Raw genomic sequence first — 18,404 nt, forward strand, 5'->3', positions numbered from 1 at the left:
ACCGAACAAAAAAGCCCGAGAAATCCGCTGCCGGATCTCTTGGGCTTTTTTGTCGCGGAGCTTGTTAAAGTTGAATCGCCTTCCACAGGTACTGTCCCATAAGCATGCGAGCATGTTACTACTCAGGTCAGTAAAAGGAAGCTCTCTTGGGTATATATCCAATAGAGATGTAAATCAATGTAATTTCAATGCCTGATCAAAATATAAGCTGCATAAGGATGTTTAATATCGCTATTGTTCTAAATTTATGGTATCCCTTCCGAATATTCGATCAATAGCGATGTTCTTCATCCTACTTTGATTCCAATATGGCTCATCGGCGTGAATAACGATGATTACCATCGTACTGGACAAGCCAAGCGGGCACCTAAGTAGTTACTGCGAGCATCCTTAAATCCCTCGTTGACCAATTGTTCCTTGTTGTTTGAAATAGTTGAACGCTTACGGATGAAGCACAAGCGTCCAAGCGAAAGCCGGATTCTCATTATAGGATCCGGCTTTTCTTTGTGTTCTTCGAACTACTCTTCCTGCTCATCCGGCATGATTACGTCTAAAATCGTAGTCTCGAAGCTGACGATAAGCGGAGTCCTTTGCTGTGTCTGTTTGCCGGGATAGGCGAACTGCACGCGATAGTTGCCGGGATCTAAACCCGAAACGCCATATTGTCCGGTAAAGTTAGTAATGACTTGGCGGAGTAAGAGATCGGATGCGTTAAATACCTGAACAAGCACGCGATATATCGGCACGAGACGCTCATCGCGGACCGTCCCGGCTAAGTTACCCGGAACGGGGCTTAGACTTAGATTAACTTCCGCGGTTCCGCCGGTAGTTATATTAAACGCCCTTGAATCCGAACCGAAGCTTCGGGCTGATACGGCTACTATGAATGAACCGCCATCCAAGCCTTTTATTGTATAGTTGCCCGTTCCATCGCTTGCCGATACGAAGATAGGAATTAAATTTAAGCTGAGTACTTGAACGATCGCTCCCGCGATGGGACGAATGCTCTGCTCTTCCAGTACTTGACCCGTTACTTGACCGGGATTGGAAGGCAGAACGACAGTTATCTGTTTTTGTACGCTATTGGTAAGAAAAAGTTCTTCATCGCCGTTCGCGAGAACCGAAGCGGTTGATACCACGGTATATTCCTCTTGAGAGAGACCGGTTGCCAGGAAAACCCCGCGCGCGTCCGATTGACCTTCCTGTACCGTAACGCTGGTCGTATCTACTACCCTTACGGTTGCTCCCGATACAGGTCTGCCGGTGGAGTCGGTGGGAATAATAACAATGCTCGCGGGGTTCAGTTGCAATTCAAAATTAATGGCTTGTCGTTGCCCTGCTTGGGTAACGGCGGTGGATGTAATCATGCTCTGATAGCCGGTCAATTGCCCGGTTAGGGTGTAATTGCCCAGCGGTATTCCATCCAGTACATAGCTGCCGTTTGCTCCGGTAATCGCCCTAATCAACGGATCTCCGAACGTATTGGCTTCCCTCAGTTCGATAGTGGCACCGATCAGGGGGAGATTAGACTCCAATTGCGATACCGTACCGCTTATTTGCGCAGGTAAAGATGTGAGTGTGAAGCTGGTGGATACGGTTTGATCGGAGAGAATTAAGAAGCCTCCGCGCTCGGAACTGAAATCATTCGCTTGCGCGACGGTCGTATAATTGCCTGGCGTTAACCCAGGCGATAAATAAAATCCTTGGTTATTGGAAAGGACCGTCGTTACGATGCCCTTAGACTCGTTAATGATTTGTATGGCGGCTCCCGAGATCGGGGAACCGTCGGGGAAGCTTGTTACAAACCCGGAGATGAATCCCGGATTTGGCGTTAACTCGAGTTCTGTAGTGGTTGTATTGCCGGCGGTCATCAATACGCCGATAGAAGAAGCTCCGAACTTATCCGACAATGCAGTCAGATATAAACTTCCCGAAGGTAATCCTTCGATGGCGAAGAAGCCGGATGAGTCAGAGAAGCCTCTACCTAAGATGATTCCAACCGTGTTCTTAACCGTGACGAGGCTTCCTTGTAAACCTATCCTAGTTACGGTATTAAGAACTCTTCCGTTTATGGATGCGGGAGAAGCGGGAAGACGGATAACCGCTTGCGCATTTTGTCCGCCGATTACCTGTACGGATGTGACCGTAGTTATAAATCCATCCGCTGAAGCGCTGAGAATATAGTTTCCGGGAAGCAGATTGTCAAGAGTAAAGGTTCCGTCTTGATTCGCTATTAATGTCGTTATAATTAAACCTGCGCGTGTGAGAACCTTAATCTGCACATTAACGGAGATAGGCGCGAAAGTATCCGTTGTTACCGTACCGTTGACGTTGCCCAAGGTAAGGTCTAGCGAGACGTCGGCGCGCACGCTCTGTTCGCTCAGGACAACAACGCCGATCTGATGAGAGGCAAAGCCTTCAGCAGCAGCAAGGAGCACATAGGGTCCAGGGGCTAAATCGGACAAGACGAAATTTCCAAAAGGAGAGGACGTCGTGTTCTTGACCTGAAGACCGGTCACGTCCGATGCGCGAAGGACAACGGATGCGCCGGATATCACTTCCCCGGTCGAAAGGTTCATTATCTGACCCGTAATTGAACCAGGGTTAGGCGTCAAGGCAAAGTTTACCCCGGTGACTGTTCCGCCAGGAGCAAGAGTAATGCCTCCATTTATATTGCCGAATCTTGGAGCCGAAACCATAACGGCTTGATTTCCCGGTCGAAGATTCCCGATACTGTAGTTGCCGAAAGCGTTAGTACTACCTATACCTAGCAGGCTGTCGTTAATATCGGTAACTCTAACTGTGGCATTAACAATAGGTTCCGTGTCTTCGCCTGTTATAGTTCCTGTTATCGTGGCGGGGTTAGGCAACATTGTAATGAAAGCCGAAGTTTCCTTCTCCGCCGTAACTCGAACCCCCGTCCTTCCTTCCGCGAAACCGGGTGCTATTGCAGATAAGCTATAGTTGCCCGGGGCAAGGTTGGGGAATAAGAAACCTTCTTGCGGGTTGGAGGCGACTGTGGCGATAAAAGTGTGATTGGCGTTATAGAGTTGAATCACGATACCGAATACGGAAGGCTCGATATTTCCTCTAATGGAGCCGGGGTTTGCCGTTAACGCAAGAGGCACGGTCGTCGAAATATTCGATAGAACAACGGCGCCGTTTAATCCCGTCCGATACAGACTAGCGGCAGCAACTACGGTGTAATTACCCGGAGGAAGACCGGTAACCAAGAAACCGCCTTGCAGATCGGTAATTGAACGGCCGATAAGCGTACCATCTTCGGCAAGAACCTGAACATTGGCTCCGGGAATGGGAAGGGCTGTTATGGCGTCGGCAATAAATCCGTTTAGAGAGCCCGGTTCAGGCAATAGAGCGATATCCACAGACAACGGTTCATCCGATTTGACGATGGCGCTGGCGATGCCCGTCTGGAATCCGGAATTGGTAACGACAATTCCGTAAGATCCAGGTGCGAGACCCGGCGTAAGATAACGGCCGCTCTGATCGGTGAACACGCTTCCTACGATAACGCCGAATAAGTTCAGTATTCGCACTTCGATCGCTTCCGCCGTAAGGGCTTCCCCGCTCTGAGCATTCGTTATTAACCCTGTAACGGTCCCTGGATTAGGTTCCAATATAATGTCGCAGTTCTTGGTTATATCCGATTCGATGGACGTCCCGCAGAAGTTGCTCTGAAAGCCGGGAGCCGCGGCGACAAAAGTATAATTACCGGGAGCTGCTACATTCGGGACTAGATAACGTCCGTCGCTATCCGCAATCGCCTTAAACACGACTGGTCCTTGCGCATTATCCGCGCGTACCGTAATTACGGCGCCGGGTATGGGTTGGTTAGAGGTGCTTGTTACCGTGCCCGTAAGTCTTCCGGGATTGGGGACTAGCCGGAAATCCACCGCGGTGGTTAATCCCGGATTCACGATGGCTCCCAGCAGTTTGTTCTGAAATCCTAAGGCTGTTCCTATTGCCGAGTAGGTGCCTGGGGAAATGGAGGGAAAGGTGAAGAAGCCGTTCTGATCGGTCGTAATGAAGCCGACAATCGTGCTGTCCGTATAAATGCGAACAGTGCCGCCGGCAATGGCAATTCCAGCCTGCGTGAATAAAGTCCCGCTTACCGTACCGGCAAGCTTGCTCAAAGCGACTTGAAGGACGGATTGAATATCGCTTCGAATGGTTAAGCCCAAGGTTCGACTAGAATAGCCCCCGCTAACGAAGTTAATATTGTACTGGTCGGGCGGTAGGGATTGAAGAGAATAGTTGGCCATTCGTATCCGTTAAAGCAGCGACTAATGTAACACCTGCGCTATTCACGATGCGTATGCTTGTGCCAGCCAGAGGTATACCGGATGTCTCATCCGTTACCGTACCTATAACGCTTCCTTGATTCGGCACTAGGGAAGGGTTAACGGAAATGGTCTCACCGGGCAGAACCGTGAACGCAACAATTATCGTGCCGAATCCCGGAGCGCCGACACGGAGTCCATACGTACCGGGGGCAATGCTGTTAATCGTATATAAACCAACGTTATTCGCGGTAGTTGTTGCGACGATATTGGCAACTCCGCTGATTACCTCTACGGTTGCTCCAGGCACGACTGCATTTGATCCCGTCCTTACCGTTCCCGTAACCGTGGACGGATTGCCCTTCAATTGAAAGTTAATCGTGTTAGTCAGACCCGATACAGCGGTGACGGCAGTAATCTGAGATTGATACAGATTTGCGCTAACCGTTTCCATATAACTGCCCGGCGTTATCGCAGGGAACAGATAGAAGCCTGAAGCGGAGGAGAGAGCTTCGGCGACTACGGCCTCGTAAGGATCTTTTATCCGTATGGCGGCTCCCGCAATCGGATTGCCCGACGTGTCCGTAATCGTACCTTGTATGACGGAGGGTACTGGCTTAAGAATAAGGTTGGAGGTGACAATCTGTTCGGAGGCTATAACAATCGGAGAAGATGCGCTCGAATAGTTCGCGGCCGCGGCAGATAAAGTGTAGGTTCCCGGATTAATGGAGCTTATTCCATAACCTCCGCCTAGATCCGAGGTTGCCATCGCGGTAACGAGGTTGGCGGAATCCAGAAGCTCGATACTTGCCCCGGATATGGGGAGACCCGTCGCTCCGTCGATAATCCTACCGCTGACGCCTCCCGAATCCGTAGCATTTACGGTAATAATCGCTTGGGCGGAAGCTAAGTTACCTCCCGTAAAGGCATCGAACCCCGTAGCCACGGCAGTGTTCAGAATGGCGGAGCCCCCCGTCTGCGAAGTGAATTGTCCAGTCACGCTAAATGTTAACGTCGCGCTTTGCCCCGACGTTAGATTCCCTACGTTCCAACTGATGGTATTCCGAAACAAGTCCACTGAAACGTTTCCGATGGAAGGTTTCTCGGAAGTGAGGAAAGTGATTAGGTTAAGACCGAATGAACTGCTGACGAATACCGTGGTAGCCGTGCTTTTCCCCGTATTCGTAATGGTGACCGTTTCGGTCCATAGACCGACTTGACCGGTTACGACGGATTTCGGTCCACCTATGAGCGTGTTGGATAGAGTAAGCAAGGCCCTTACATTTCCGGTAGAGAACGTTATCGGATCCGAAAAAGCGTCTTTGAATTGAAATCCTTGATTTTGCAGCGAGTCTTTATTGATATTATTCCCATCCGTCGCGGTGAAGATTACGACGCGGATTTGCGAGTCCGCTTTAATTTCAAGAAAGGAAAAGAGAATGGAAGCGGGGACGGTATAATCAAGAAAATAATTAGGCTGTCCGCCGAAGGAGGAGCCGTCTCCGGTCAGCCTTGCCCTGGCGGTATCATAGTTGACGACTTGTTGAATGTAGTTGGGTATCCCTTGCCCGGGCGTGCTTTCCGCGGGATCGGCCCAAGTGTTGATCTTTTGCGTTGCATTCTTGATAATAAGCAGCTTACTGTTGACGCCTGCTAAAGTCAGAAGCCATTCATAAGAATTGGGATCGTTGTTCGTATCGAACAAATACCCCCATGAGAAGCTTTGAAACCCTGTCTTGAAGCGAGGGTCTTCTAATAAACGCATACGAAAGAACACATTGCTCCCATCGTATGCGTAATAAGCCGCCGGGAATTTCTCATCCCCCACGATATCCGTACTAGTAGGAGTCTGGTCACCTGGCGGATCGAAATAAGGGGTTCCTTTAAGCAGGAGGGGTTGAAACTGAATGTCATCAGGAAATTTGGTCATCGTACACCCGCTTTCTCAAGCATTAGTGTAGGTATATGACCAGTCTCGCGGAATGTGACCTTTGTAGCTTTATGTTAACTTTAATTTACTACAGAGAAGATATAAGGAATGCATGCCCCGTAGCTGATTTTGCACGATCCGGTCCAAATATTTCAGGGAATCGCGCGCAACTCGCCTCGCTTGTTCATAGTTATTGTCGTCCAGCTCGCTAAGCACCTCGCTAATGACATCAAGAGACCAGACCGCCGATTTAAGCGTGCGAATGAGCAGAATCTTGCGAAGATGGGAATCGGATAGCAATCTATACCCGTTGTCCGGGTCGCGCGGAATTTGCAGGATGCCCATTTTATCCCAGTGCCTGATCGCCGAGCTCGGAATTCCGGTCTCCCGGGATACTTGACCGATCGTCATTCGAGGTTTTATATCGCTAACCCTATCCTCGATGAATTCCGTAGACTCCAGTAATTGTATCGTTTTCTCGGCAATCATCTTATCCTGATGAAGAGACGCTTGACGCTCGTTCACCATCCATAAGGCAGCGTTAATGTCCTGAACGATCAGCTTGCGCAACACATCCGAGGTCAACGCGAATCCGAACCCGGGGTGCATGGCCCGAATGCATTCGAAATAAGCGACATGCTCTTCCGTATACATACGGTAACCGTTCGCGGACCGTTCGATCGGAGGCAATATCCCCCAGCTCTCGTAGTGTCTTAAGGCGCTGGTGCTTATCTTCAGCTTTCGTGCGATATCGATAGGTTTAATTCGCATTGGAGCACCTCGTATGTACAATGAAAAACATTAATCAACCTAGACGGATAAATTCGATAAATGATCCGTTAGTGCAGAGATCATAACATAAAACCTTTGAGCATGGCATGGAAAGCTTTGCAATTCCGAGGCGATCGTGTGATAATGTCACGACAACAAGTCGTGGAGGCCTTAACATTGTGAACCGATATCCATTTGAATACGAACATTCCAAACCCTTCTTGCAGCAGGTCGGCGAGTGGGTCGCCGACGTGTTCTACGACATACTTCCGGAGGCCGGATTCGAGGTTCGCGACGAGCAAATCTATATGGCTTTCCAATTGGAGCGGGCTTTCGCCGAGAAGCAGACGATATTCGCGGAAGCGGGCGTCGGTACCGGGAAGACGCTCGTCTATTTGTTATACGCGGTTTGTTATGCGCGATATCATCGCAAACCGGCTATCATCGCATGCGCGGACGAGTCCTTGATCGAGCAGTTGGTAAAACCGGAAGGCGACCTGGCGAAGCTTGCGCAGCACCTGAGCTTAGCCATCGACGCTCGATTAGGCAAATCGCAGGATCGTTATCTCTGTCTGGCTAAGCTGGAGCATGCCCGAACGGACTACGAAGACGTCGAAATATACAGAAGCTTATATGAGGAACTTCCGTCCTTCGTTCACAAAAGCGAGGGCTTGCAATCGTTCTACGCATACGGAGACCGTAAGCAGTATCCGCATTTAAACGACGTGCAATGGGAACGTATCAATTGGGATCCGTTCCAGGACTGTTTCGTATGCGACAAGAGACATCGCTGCGGACAAACCTTGTCTAGAGAACATTACAGGCAATCCACGGATTTGATCATATGCTCGCACGACTTCTATATGGAGCATGTCTGGACTTACGAAGGAAGAAAGCGCGAAGGACAGCTTCCATTGCTGCCGGATCATTGCATGGTGGTATTCGACGAAGGTCATTTGCTCGAATCCGCGGCGCAGAAGGCTTTGACTTACCGGATCAAGCATACGATCTTCGAGGAGCAGCTTACCCGTCTGCTGAAGAACGAGATTCGCGAATCGCTCGCCGTACTGATCGACGAAGCTATCGAACGGAGCGAAGCGTTATTCGAGTTGCTCGAGCGTCAGAGCGTATCCATTTCCGGCTCCGATCGTAGGCAGATAAACCTGAACGACAAGCTGATTCAATCGGTAACCAAGCTTCGCGGAACGCTAGACGGGATAGAAGAAGAACTCGTCTTCGAGAGCGAGCTGTATACCCTCGACTCCTATCAGCTCCGCATCGTCGAGGAGCATTTGGAGATGATGCAGAAGGCGCTCAGCTTGTTCCAAAGCTCAAGCTCCTTGATCTGTTGGGCAACGGAGAGTCCGACCGGCCTGACCCTCGTGATTATGCCCAAAGCGGTGAAGGAAGTTCTTCGCGAGCGCGTATTCTCGATGAACATGCCTGTCGTTTTCTCGTCGGCTACCTTGTCCATAAACGGCTCGTTCGATTATTTGGCATACAGCTTGGGCGTCGAGAAATATCTTTCCTTCAGCGTAGATTCGCCGTACGATTACGAGAATCGCATGGAGGTGCTTGCGCCTAAGTGGAAGGATGGTGCGTCCTTCGACGAAAAAATGGGAACGGCCGTCAAAATGCTGCAACGCACGGAAGGCCGCGCTTTGATTCTTTTCCCTTCCAAGGAGGAGTTAAATCAATTCAAGGATGCCGTACCTTCTTATGCGGAATGCGCGGATATGAGCTTCGGATTCGAAGGAGACCGCGAGATCAGCCACCTGATCTCGGATTTCCAACGCGACGAGAAAAGCGTGCTGTGCGCGGTAACCTTGTGGGAAGGGCTGGATGTTCCGGGTCCTTCGTTATCGAACGTTATCGTCTGGTCGTTGCCCTATCCGCCGCAGGATCCCGTATTCACGGCCAAGCGGCAGGAGGCGACTTCACCATACGAAGAAGTGGATTTACCCTACATGCTGTTGCGTCTCAAGCAAGGAATCGGCCGCCTGATCCGTACGCGGGAAGATTCGGGAATGATCGTGATTCTAAGCGAACGGATCCACGACGATGCCGCTTTGCGGGAAGCGATCGAAAGCTTGCTGCCGCAAGGCGTAGTTCTGACCGTCGATTAATCGTTGCTCTCGATCTACCAAATCAAATCAATTGTTTATTACGGGGTTACGGTGATAGAATAGCTTTAGATATTATTGGAACGCAACTAGAGGAGGATGTGATCGAATGTTGAAAATCGCCGTACTTATCGGAAGTCTTAGACAAGGTTCCTACAACCTGCAATTGGCCAACACGATGAAGGAACGTTACATTAACAAATTAGACCTAGAAATCGCGGACATTCGATCTCTTCCGTTTTTTGACCAGGATATCGAGCTAAACCCTCCTCAAGTCGTCAGAGAATTGCTTGGCAAGATCGCCGGCGCCGACGGAGTGCTTATCATTACCCCGGAATATAATTGGTCGGTCCCTGGCGTGCTGAAGAACGCGTTGGATTGGTTATCGCGAGTGGACAAGGTGCTGATAGGCAAACCCGTTATGACCGCAGGAGTATCTCCCGGCATGATGGGAACGATTCGTGCTCAGCTTCATCTGCGCGAAATTCTGGCAAGCCCGGGCATTCTGGCGAAGCTATTGCCTCCGGCGGGCAACGAAATTTACATCAGTTCCGCAGGCTTGAAATTCGACGAAAGCACGGGACGTTTAGTCGACGAATCAACTCTTCGGTTTATCGACAGGGTCGTGGATAAGTTCATCGAATTCGCCAACAAATAATCGAAATGGCCGAGAAGGTTTTTCCTAGATCCTCGATAAGAGACCGGGAAGGGAACCTTCTTTTTTATGTCCAATTAAAAACTAAATATATCTATATATAATTATTTATATCTAAACATAACATGATTGTTCATTTTCCAAGGTGCATATAGTATACTCCTATACATCCATATCCGAAATCATACATAGAAGAGGTGTAGGGAAATGTATCGGAAAAGTTCGCTCATAGTCTTAAGCATGGCTTTGCGATTATCGACGATTACGGATCCTTCGAACCGCGCGAACGCGGCAACTCCCAAAACGGAGCCGCTCGTTTCCGCCGCCGCTAGCTTGAAGGATAGTCTGGATCAAATCGGAATCAAGTACGAGAAGCTTCACCCGGATATCGATCTGCAATTCAACTTAGGCTCATCCGGCACGCTGCAGAAGCAAATCGAACAAGGAGCACCGGCAGACTTGTTCCTCTCGGCGGGCACGAAACAAATGGATGCTTTGATCAACGGCAAGCTGGTATTGAAGAGCACGATGCTGCTCAAGAACGACCTCGTGCTCATCGTTCCTTCAGATTCTAAGAAAACGTTCAAATCGGTTAGCGACCTTACCGATAAAAGCATTAAGAATATCGCGATCGGACAACCCGAATCCGTTCCGGCAGCCGTGCTTAAGGAATCCAAGCATTCGAAATAAGCGGAAGATTTCTACGCTTATCTTCAGACGGCGGAAGCGGAAGCCGTCTTCGTAAAGTTCGGATTTAAATTGCCGTAACGCGAAGTCTACTTAGGATGAGGAGAGAAGGTGAATGAAAGTTGGACGGTCATGATTTTCTGGCTCCGGTCATTCTCTCGATCAAGATATCCGCGATCGCGAGCGTTCTCGTATTCGGTATGGCCGTTCTCTTCGCTCGCTGGATGGCCAAGGCAAGATTTATCGGCAAGAGTATCGTGGAGACGGTTCTTTTGCTTCCTTTGGTTTTACCGCCTACGGTAGTCGGATTCGTTCTGCTTATTATACTTGGTCGACGAAGCTTGATCGGGCAATGGTACGAGAAGTTATTCGACGGACCGATTTTGTTCACGTGGGGAGTCGCGGTCCTGGCCGCGATCGTCATTGCTTTCCCGCTTGTTTATCGTACGATGAGAGCGGGCTTCGAGGAAATCGATCGCGACCTGGAGGACGCGGCCAGAGCGCAGGGAGCGGGAGAGTGGCAGGTGTTCCGGTACGTTACGATGCCGCTCGCGTCTAGATCGTTGACCGCGGGTTACGTCCTCGGATTCGCCCGCGCGCTCGGCGAATTCGGCGCGACATTGATGGTAGCCGGCAATATTCCCGGTCGCACTCAGACGATTCCGACCGCCATCTACGTTGCCGTAGACGGAGGGAATATGCGATTAGCCTGGATGTGGGTCGGCGCGATCGTCGTGTTGGCATTCGTCATGCTAATGGTCGCGAACCGCAATTCCAAAAATTAAAAGAAGCTTTCCCTTATTAAGAATAGGGGGGAAGCTTCTTTTTGGTATGGGCTGAATAGGGATGGGTTTCAATTAGGTCTCAAACATAACGCGGCCGGTAAGGGCGAGGTCGTATCCTTGTATCATTCGCAGTTCGTTACGGAAGGCGTCCGATTGGACGATGGACAGGACGGAAGCGATCCAAGCCTTATTCTGAGGACGTTTGAGCATCATAATATCGTAGTGCTCTTGAACGAGCGGGATAAAATCGATATTCCCGACGAGGTGCGCGGCGTTCGCGATACCTATTCCGACATCCGCTTCATGGGAAGCGACTTTGCCCGCAACCGCTAAATGACTTGCTTCTTCTTGCAGATAACCGTTCAGGTTGGAGGCGTCTACATGTCGAACTCGCATTTGCTCATCCAGTAGGACGCGGGCGCCCGAGCCTGTCTCGCGATTCGCGATTCGGATTCCGGGTCGGGTCAGGTCATCCCAGCCCAAGATTCCTTTCGGATTACCGGTGCGCACGTACATTCCGGCAGAACGGGTTAGTAAACGAACGACGAGATAAGATTGCCCCACGAACAGCTTGCGAATATACGGTAGGTTGTATTCGCCCGTATCTCCGTCCCATAGGTGGGAGCTTACGATGTCCGACTCTCCCCGATACATCGACACCAATCCGTCCATGCTGCCGGTATAAGAACGAAGAGGACGCACCCCCTGCGTTCGACCTTCCATATATCTTGAAAGAATGTCTAAGCTAACGTCCTGTCCGGTAATGACAAGCTGTCTCTCGCCGCCGGCGGCTTGCTGTTGGATTCCGTTATGTATCGTTGATCTTACCGGCATAAGGTCGCTGCTCGGCAGCGGCAGCTCACTGGCAAACGTACCCTTGGATCGCATCTTGAAAGCTTCGAGGTCGCTTGCATCGACGCGCATTTGCTTTCCTACGCGGTAAGAGGGTAGATCGCCTTTTTTAAGCAGATCGTACACGGTAAGCTTGGATATTTTAAGTAATTTGGCGACTTCCTCTGTCGTATAGGATTCGTCGGATACAGACATCTCAAACCTCCGTCAATGAAATAGCTCGTTCAAACAGTATAACACATGTGTTTATTCGTCTTGCGTGAAGTTCCGTTGCGGTATACTAGCTACTCTAATTTATGTTCAAACTTACATATGTAAACATTGACATACAATTTGAATGGGAGTATTTTATTTTGTATGCGAAATATTCTACTGCGAATAATACCCGAAGAGCAGAGTAAAGGCGGGAAAAGTCAGAAAGGGGTCCAATCCATGAATAGCGTTGCCACTACCCTCAAAAGAGGCCCGATCGTCGCATCCCTCTTAATCGGAGCATTCGTCGCTTTATTAGCGCAAACTCTGCTTAACGTAGCTATGCCGGTCATGATGATCGATTTGGGCATTAGCGCGAATACGATCCAGTGGCTTTCCACAGGTTACTTGTTGGTCAACGGGGTGCTTATACCCGTTAGCGCCTTTTTGATCGAACGGTTTACGACACGTAAATTATTTATTACCGCGATGATTTTATTTTCCTTGGGTACGGTACTATGCGCCATCGCTTCGAGTTTCGAAGTGGTCCTAATCGGCCGTTTAGTCCAAGCTGCGGGAGCCGGAATTTTGATGCCGCTGATGTCCGTTATCTTTCTTACGATATTCCCGATCGAAGAGCGCGGCAAAGCGATGGGGATGATGGGACTGGCCATGATTTTCGCTCCGGCGGTAGGTCCAACGCTGTCCGGTTGGGTTGTCGAGCATTACGACTGGAGGGTATTGTTCTATATCGTATTGCCGATTTCATTGTTCGCGTTGATCTTCGGGGCCGTCTCCATGAGGAACGTGACGAAAAACTCCCTGCCCAAATTGGATACCCTCGGCGTGATTTTGTCGACGTTAGGCTTTGGGGGTCTATTGTACGGATTCAGCGATGCGGGACATGACGGCTGGGACAGCACTCGAGTCATTACAAGCATGGTCGTCGGCGGCATTTCATTGGTGCTTTTCTTCGTCAGGGAATGGACCGTCAAGAAACCTATTCTGGAATTCCGGGTATTCAAGTACAACATGTACTCGCTCACGACCGTCATCAATATGATCATTACGATGTGCATGTATTCGGGTATGATTTTATTGCCGATCTATCTGCAGAGCATTCGCGGGTTTAGTCCGCTCGATGCCGGATTGCTTTTGTTGCCCGGGGCAATCCTAATGGGGATCATGTCGCCGATTACGGGTATTATATTCGATAAGGTCGGTGCCAGATGGCTGGCGGTCGTCGGACTAGCCATTACGGTCGTCACGACTTACGAATTCAGCCGATTGACGATCGATTCGACTTATACTCATATGATCTTTATGTATACCTTGCGAATGTTCGGTATGTCGATGCTGATGATGCCGATTCAAACGGCGGGCATGAATCAATTGCCGCAGCGTCTTAATGCGCATGGTTCCGCGATGTCCCAGACACTACGGAACGTCGCGGGAGCTTTGGGCACTGCTTTGCTCGTAACGATTATGACCAATACGGCGGCCGATCGAATTAAAGAGTTAATCGTTCAAGGCAAAATCGCCGAGACGGATAAAACGGCAATTCTGGATGCCACGCAGCAGGGAACGATTTATGGGATCAACCATGCATTCGTTATCGCGACATGGATGACCGTTGCCGCGCTCGCGTTGGCGTTCTTCATTAGGAAGGTAAAGCCTCATTCGGAGACGATCGCGACGGCTCAACCGCAGACCGGTAAGTAACCGGGTTAAGCGGATCGGATATGAAGGTCGGCCTTCCTAGGAAGGACGGCCTTCATTTGCGATTTAACGGGGAGATGGTTAAAATGATAGTTCCGCGTTATTATGGTTACATCGTGCGCGCGTTTCTGTTCGTAGCCTTATTGGGGTTCTTCTGCGGGTTATCGGATTACGGATTCGCAGTCGGAAGCGTATCCGCCCATGATTCCAAGATTACGATCGTAGCCCATCGCGGGGCGTCCGGTTATGCTCCGGAAAATACGCTTGACGCCTATCGCCTGGCGGTTCGCATGCGGGCGGATTATATCGAAATCGATCTTCAGATGACCGAAGACGGCGAGCTCATCGCCATGCATGACGGGACTGTGGACAGAACGACGAACGGAACGGGGTTCGTTCGGAATATGACCTTGTCCGAGATCAAGTCGCTCGATTCAGGTTCTTGGTTCAACGATAAGCATTCATTCTATGCCCGGAAAAAGTATATTAACGAGAAGGTACCCACTTTACGGGAAGTATTCGAAGCTTTCGGCCCGAGCACGCGGTATTTACTCGAGACCAAGTCCCCGAAGGAATATCCGGGACTCGAAGAAAAGATGTGGTCGCTTGTTCAAGAATTCAAGCTCGAGGATCGCATCGCCGTGCAATCGTTCAGTATGGAAAGTCTGAAGAAAATCAGAAAACGGAGTAAGGGCGTTCCGATCTTTCAATTAATGTGGTATAAAAATCCCGCAAGCATTTCAAAAGAAAAATTGAAGGAAATCGGTAAGTACGCGAACGGCATCGGAGCGAATTTCCAGAAACTCGACAAACGATACGTACGCAGAGTCAAGAAAGCAAATTTACTGATGTACGTATACACTCCCAATTTCCGATCGAGCATGGCTAGAGCGTTGAAATGGGGAGTCGATGGCATACATACGGATTATCCGGATATACTCGTTGCCGAACAACGGCAAATCGAGAATTCGTGGTTTGCGAGTAATGACGAGAAGGAGGATCGAGAATGGCTAAAAAAAAGCAAATGAGTCGGACGCCGGCGAATGCTTCCCAGCAGAACGCAGATAAGCCGGTTACTCTTAAGGATATGCTCGGAACGGATATCGTAGCGAAGCTTAAGGAGCAAGCGGAGGCCATGAAGCGGGAGGAAGCGAGCTTGAGGGAAACCAAACGCTTAGAAGAGGAAGCGGCGCGCGCGGCGGAACAAAAGCTTAAAGAGAAGGACTTCGAATATTTGCTGAATAATAGCAGCCCGAAGGACTGGCGGAAATACAATTGATTAATCTTTCGAAGCTTTCGGCTCGAAGTTCAAGCAAGGCTTGCCCGAGGAAGAGAAAACGGCTAGGCTTGGCATCTGGGAGGTTTTGAAGCCGAATGCTTTGCAGCCCTTCGGATTCCGCGGATCCCAAGTGACATAGAAGTGACGACATTTCATGCAGTCGATGCGTGGTTTATTCGGCATTTCGATTCCTCTTTTTATTCGTATATGAACTCTATTATACTTGATGATGAGGGCATTAGAAGAGTAGAGGTGCAAAATATTATGGGCATTAGGATCTCGAGCAACAGAGGAAGAATCATTCTGATCGTACCTGTCTTATTCCTATTCTTGCTAACCGCTTGCGGAGTTGCCGCGAATGTCTCTTCGGAAACGAAGCCCGAATCGCAGCCCGATGTTGCTCAGACGCAGGATGTTCAACATTCTGAGAGCCTACCAGTAGAGAGCCTACCAGTAGAGAGCAAAACCCCGGAGGGCAGTCCGCAGAAAAGCGAAGTGTCGGCAGTTGAACCGCCAGTTAACGATCCTACTGCGACAACGCCTCCTTCGGATTCTGTTATCCCGAAGCAACGGAAGCTCCCCAAAGGATTCGTTTACGTCGACGAGATCATCCCCACGGTGCAATTGGAGGTTCGATATTACGGCGATTACAATTTCGTAGGCGAACGGATTGACGGTTACAAAGCGCCGGTAGCTATTCTGACCGAACAAGCGGCGAAGACTCTCAAGGAAGTCAGCGCGGAGTTGGAGAGCAAAGGGTATGTCTTGCACATTTACGACGCCTATCGTCCTCAGAAGGCGGTCGACCATTTTGCCCGATGGGCCAAGGACGTGAAGGATACGAAGATGAAGAAGGATTTCTATCCTATGGTTGACAAGACAAAGGTGTTCAAGCTTGGATACGTCGCATCGAAATCCGGCCATACTCGGGGTAGTACGGTCGATTTGACCATTGCTTATCAAAAAACGGGAGAAATCGTAGATATGGGTGGGCCGTACGATTTCTTCGGAGATATCTCAAGCCTTGGGACGAAGCTTATTACGGCCAAGCAAACCGCCAATCGCAATATCCTCAAGAACGCGATGTCGAAGCACGGCTTCGAGCCTTACGACAAAGAATGGTGGCACTATACGCTCATTAAAGAGCCGTACCCGAAGAAATACTTCAACTTCGACGTCCAATAGACGAAGCATTGGTTTAGCCTCCCGGCGCGCGGGTATTATAAGGTAAGTCATCATTTTACCAATCGCGTTCATTAAAAGGGAGGAAACAAATATGCATTTACTTTGGGTATTGATTATCGGCGGAGTTATCGGATGGTTAGGCGGATTAATCGTCGGAAGAGACGTTCCTGGCGGCATTATCGGCAACATCGTAGCAGGACTAATCGGTGCTTGGCTCGGAGGACTGCTCTTGGGTAGCTTCGGACCTATCGTCGCCGACTTCGCCATCGTCCCGGCTATTATCGGGGCCATCGTAGTCGTGCTGATTCTCAGCGCGATCTTAAGAGGAACTCGGCGAGCTTAAAGAGATTGACAACAGGAGGAGCTTCATGAATTCATTTACGAGCATTAGAAGAGCCGAACCGGGAGACACGACAGACATCATGCGGCTCCTCGTCAATACCGCGGATTGGTTGCTAAGCAAAGGCTCCTCCCAATGGAATGGATTGCTTAGAGGAGAGGATTCGCACAATACGCCCGAAGCGATCAATCGCGGGGATGTGTTTATTTTCAAACAGGAAGATCAAACGGCGGGAATTGTTATGCTGCTCCGGAATCCCAGCGCTTGGGATCTCGAGCTGTGGCATGATCGATTAGACCAGCCCGCGATTTACTTGCATCGCCTGGCGACCAATCGCGAGTTTGCCGGTCAAGGCGTCGGCAAACGAATCATGCAATGGGTCGATACCGAGGTTCCGACTTGGGGCTCGAACCTTGTCCGACTCGATTGCATCGCTAATAATCAAGCGCTGAATAGCTTTTATAGCTCGCTGGGTTACGAGCGCTTAGGCACGGCAAAGAATAACCTCGGCGAGTTTAGCAAGTTCGAGAAGCAGGTTTAGGAGGCAATACAGTCGTAATGGAAACAGTCAATTTGGCTCCGGTGCCGATCTGGAGATGCGTTAGTCAAGATTGCAAGGCATGGATAAGGGTAGAGATGGCGTCATCGAATACGCCGGGCTGCCCCATTTGCTTGGGAAACATGATTCGGGGAATTAAACACTTACCCAAGCTGATTCATAAGCATAAATCGGTACGAAAAGGCTAAGCGGAATATAGGGCCACCAACGAGGCAGAATCGACCTCGCTGGTGGCCTTTGTGCTTCCTCGTTCATTTCTCCACTCGCATGACCATTAACCAAACCCTTGGTGCTCGAAAAACTCTAGTAACTCCTCCCAAATAGTCGTCCCAAATGTGCGGAATTACCCGTCCAAACCGGGTAATTCCCGGCGCAGTTGGCGATTTGCTCAGAGTTACCCGTTCAAACTGGGTAATTCCCGGCGCAGCTGTCGATATGCTCAGAGTTACCCGTTCAAACCTGGTAATTCTTGGCGCAGCTGTCGATATGCTCAGAGTTACCCGTCCAAACCGGGTAATTCCCGGCGCAGTTGGCGATATGCTCAGAGTTACCCGTTCAAACCGGGTAATTCCCGGCGCAGTTGGCGATATGCTCAGAATTACCCGTTCAAACCGGGTAATTCCCGGCGCAACTGGCGATATGCTCAGAGTTACCCGTTCAAACCGGGTAATTCTCGGCGCAGCTGGCAATTTGTTCAGAGTTACACGTCCAAACCGGGTAATTCCAGGCGCAGTTGGCGATATGCTCAGAGTTACCCGTCCAAACCGGGTAATTCTTGGCGCAGTTGGCGATATGCTCAGAGTTACCCGTCCAAACCGGGTAATTCTTGGCGCAGCTGGCGATTTGCTCAAAGTTACACGTCCAAACCGGGTAATTCTTGGCGCAGCTGTCGATATGCTCAGAGTTACCCGTTCAAACCGGGTAATTCCCGGCGCAGCTGTCGATATGCTCAGAATTACCCGTTCAAACCGGGTAATTCCCGGCGCAGCTGGCAGATGGCGAACTCGAGTTGCACGAATAATTCGA

The 18,404-nt window shown here is 50.0% G+C and carries 16 protein-coding genes; 11 read left to right on the plus strand and 5 right to left on the minus strand.

The annotated features are described in order from the left end of the window. Positions 1 to 518 precede the first annotated feature (518 nt). The 3 genes from DFP95_RS03630 to DFP95_RS03640 form a co-directional block, all read right to left on the minus strand. Complete coding sequence (locus DFP95_RS03630) at positions 519 to 4,283, minus strand: MSCRAMM family protein (RefSeq protein WP_115991172.1); 3,765 nt, start codon at positions 4,281 to 4,283, stop codon at positions 519 to 521. Beyond that, a complete protein-coding gene (locus tag DFP95_RS03635) occupies positions 4,234 to 6,231 on the minus strand; it encodes a carboxypeptidase regulatory-like domain-containing protein (protein ID WP_115991173.1) in 1,998 nt (665 codons plus the stop codon). The genes DFP95_RS03630 and DFP95_RS03635 overlap by 50 nt, the downstream gene beginning before the upstream one ends. Before the next feature lie 69 nt (positions 6,232 to 6,300). After that, positions 6,301 to 7,002, minus strand: coding sequence for a MerR family transcriptional regulator (locus DFP95_RS03640; protein WP_115991174.1), 702 nt, complete (start codon positions 7,000 to 7,002; stop codon positions 6,301 to 6,303). A 179-nt stretch (positions 7,003 to 7,181) separates the two neighbouring features. On the opposite strand from DFP95_RS03640, the gene DFP95_RS03645 reads away from it, so the two are divergent. From DFP95_RS03645 to modB, 4 genes are all read left to right on the plus strand, one after another. Continuing rightward, positions 7,182 to 9,128 (plus strand): ATP-dependent DNA helicase, encoded by a 1,947-nt coding sequence (locus DFP95_RS03645; protein ID WP_115991175.1) that lies wholly within the window; start codon positions 7,182 to 7,184, stop codon positions 9,126 to 9,128. Between the two features lie 109 nt (positions 9,129 to 9,237). Continuing rightward, positions 9,238 to 9,783 carry an NADPH-dependent FMN reductase gene (locus DFP95_RS03650; RefSeq protein ID WP_115991361.1) on the plus strand — a complete coding sequence of 182 codons (546 nt, stop codon included), beginning with the start codon at positions 9,238 to 9,240 and terminating at the stop codon, positions 9,781 to 9,783. A 204-nt stretch (positions 9,784 to 9,987) separates the two neighbouring features. Continuing rightward, positions 9,988 to 10,470, plus strand: a complete 483-nt coding sequence (modA, locus tag DFP95_RS03655) for a molybdate ABC transporter substrate-binding protein (protein WP_245987312.1) — start codon at positions 9,988 to 9,990, stop codon at positions 10,468 to 10,470. Positions 10,471 to 10,589: 119 nt separating this feature from the next. Continuing rightward, positions 10,590 to 11,252 carry a molybdate ABC transporter permease subunit gene (gene modB / locus DFP95_RS03660; protein ID WP_115991176.1) on the plus strand — a complete coding sequence of 221 codons (663 nt, stop codon included), beginning with the start codon at positions 10,590 to 10,592 and terminating at the stop codon, positions 11,250 to 11,252. Positions 11,253 to 11,324: 72 nt separating this feature from the next. On the opposite strand, the gene DFP95_RS03665 is transcribed toward modB, so the two are convergent. Then, positions 11,325 to 12,299, minus strand: coding sequence for a helix-turn-helix transcriptional regulator (locus tag DFP95_RS03665; protein WP_115991177.1), 975 nt, complete (start codon positions 12,297 to 12,299; stop codon positions 11,325 to 11,327). Between the two features lie 237 nt (positions 12,300 to 12,536). On the opposite strand from DFP95_RS03665, the gene DFP95_RS03670 reads away from it, so the two are divergent. The 3 genes from DFP95_RS03670 to DFP95_RS03680 all read left to right on the plus strand — a co-directional run bounded on the left by DFP95_RS03670 (position 12,537) and on the right by DFP95_RS03680 (position 15,294). Beyond that, on the plus strand, positions 12,537 to 14,018 hold the full coding sequence (locus tag DFP95_RS03670) for a DHA2 family efflux MFS transporter permease subunit (protein WP_115991178.1): 1,482 nt from the start codon (positions 12,537 to 12,539) through the stop codon (positions 14,016 to 14,018). Positions 14,019 to 14,101: 83 nt separating this feature from the next. Beyond that, complete coding sequence (locus DFP95_RS03675) at positions 14,102 to 15,043, plus strand: glycerophosphodiester phosphodiesterase (RefSeq protein ID WP_245987313.1); 942 nt, start codon at positions 14,102 to 14,104, stop codon at positions 15,041 to 15,043. Further along, a complete protein-coding gene (locus tag DFP95_RS03680) occupies positions 15,022 to 15,294 on the plus strand; it encodes a YqkE family protein (RefSeq protein WP_115991363.1) in 273 nt (90 codons plus the stop codon). The genes DFP95_RS03675 and DFP95_RS03680 overlap by 22 nt, the downstream gene beginning before the upstream one ends. On the opposite strand, the gene DFP95_RS03685 is transcribed toward DFP95_RS03680, so the two are convergent. Further along, complete coding sequence (locus DFP95_RS03685) at positions 15,295 to 15,477, minus strand: uracil-DNA glycosylase (RefSeq protein ID WP_115991179.1); 183 nt, start codon at positions 15,475 to 15,477, stop codon at positions 15,295 to 15,297. Between the two features lie 81 nt (positions 15,478 to 15,558). Between DFP95_RS03685 and DFP95_RS03690 the strand changes: the two genes are divergently transcribed. The 4 genes from DFP95_RS03690 to DFP95_RS03705 all read left to right on the plus strand — a co-directional run bounded on the left by DFP95_RS03690 (position 15,559) and on the right by DFP95_RS03705 (position 17,566). Continuing rightward, positions 15,559 to 16,479, plus strand: coding sequence for a M15 family metallopeptidase (locus DFP95_RS03690; protein ID WP_115991180.1), 921 nt, complete (start codon positions 15,559 to 15,561; stop codon positions 16,477 to 16,479). A 91-nt stretch (positions 16,480 to 16,570) separates the two neighbouring features. Next, complete coding sequence (locus tag DFP95_RS03695) at positions 16,571 to 16,822, plus strand: GlsB/YeaQ/YmgE family stress response membrane protein (RefSeq protein ID WP_115991181.1); 252 nt, start codon at positions 16,571 to 16,573, stop codon at positions 16,820 to 16,822. Between the two features lie 25 nt (positions 16,823 to 16,847). Continuing rightward, positions 16,848 to 17,360 carry a GNAT family N-acetyltransferase gene (locus DFP95_RS03700; RefSeq protein WP_115991182.1) on the plus strand — a complete coding sequence of 171 codons (513 nt, stop codon included), beginning with the start codon at positions 16,848 to 16,850 and terminating at the stop codon, positions 17,358 to 17,360. Between the two features lie 17 nt (positions 17,361 to 17,377). Then, positions 17,378 to 17,566: a cold-inducible protein YdjO-related protein gene (locus tag DFP95_RS03705; RefSeq protein ID WP_115991183.1), complete on the plus strand. Its 189-nt coding sequence runs from the start codon at positions 17,378 to 17,380 to the stop codon at positions 17,564 to 17,566. The last annotated feature ends 838 nt before the right edge of the window (positions 17,567 to 18,404 follow it).

Source organism: Cohnella lupini, from assembly GCF_003386205.1.
In the GTDB taxonomy this organism is placed as follows: Bacteria; Bacillota; Bacilli; order Paenibacillales; family Paenibacillaceae; genus Cohnella; species Cohnella lupini.

What these genes read in the sequence shown, in the direction of transcription:
- DFP95_RS03670 (WP_115991178.1), top strand. Translation starts at nt 12,537, where the DNA reads ATGAATAGCGTTGCCACTACCCTCAAAAGAGGCCCGATCGTCGCATCC.
- DFP95_RS03680 (WP_115991363.1), top strand. Translation starts at nt 15,022, where the DNA reads ATGGCTAAAAAAAAGCAAATGAGTCGGACGCCGGCGAATGCTTCCCAG.
- DFP95_RS03630 (WP_115991172.1), bottom strand. Translation starts at nt 4,283, where the DNA reads ATGGCCAACTATTCTCTTCAATCCCTACCGCCCGACCAGTACAATATT.
- modA (WP_245987312.1), top strand. Translation starts at nt 9,988, where the DNA reads ATGTATCGGAAAAGTTCGCTCATAGTCTTAAGCATGGCTTTGCGATTA.
- DFP95_RS03675 (WP_245987313.1), top strand. Translation starts at nt 14,102, where the DNA reads ATGATAGTTCCGCGTTATTATGGTTACATCGTGCGCGCGTTTCTGTTC.
- DFP95_RS03635 (WP_115991173.1), bottom strand. Translation starts at nt 6,231, where the DNA reads ATGACCAAATTTCCTGATGACATTCAGTTTCAACCCCTCCTGCTTAAA.
- DFP95_RS03705 (WP_115991183.1), top strand. Translation starts at nt 17,378, where the DNA reads ATGGAAACAGTCAATTTGGCTCCGGTGCCGATCTGGAGATGCGTTAGT.
- DFP95_RS03665 (WP_115991177.1), bottom strand. Translation starts at nt 12,299, where the DNA reads ATGTCTGTATCCGACGAATCCTATACGACAGAGGAAGTCGCCAAATTA.
- DFP95_RS03690 (WP_115991180.1), top strand. Translation starts at nt 15,559, where the DNA reads ATGGGCATTAGGATCTCGAGCAACAGAGGAAGAATCATTCTGATCGTA.
- DFP95_RS03685 (WP_115991179.1), bottom strand. Translation starts at nt 15,477, where the DNA reads ATGCCGAATAAACCACGCATCGACTGCATGAAATGTCGTCACTTCTAT.
- DFP95_RS03695 (WP_115991181.1), top strand. Translation starts at nt 16,571, where the DNA reads ATGCATTTACTTTGGGTATTGATTATCGGCGGAGTTATCGGATGGTTA.
- DFP95_RS03700 (WP_115991182.1), top strand. Translation starts at nt 16,848, where the DNA reads ATGAATTCATTTACGAGCATTAGAAGAGCCGAACCGGGAGACACGACA.
- DFP95_RS03640 (WP_115991174.1), bottom strand. Translation starts at nt 7,002, where the DNA reads ATGCGAATTAAACCTATCGATATCGCACGAAAGCTGAAGATAAGCACC.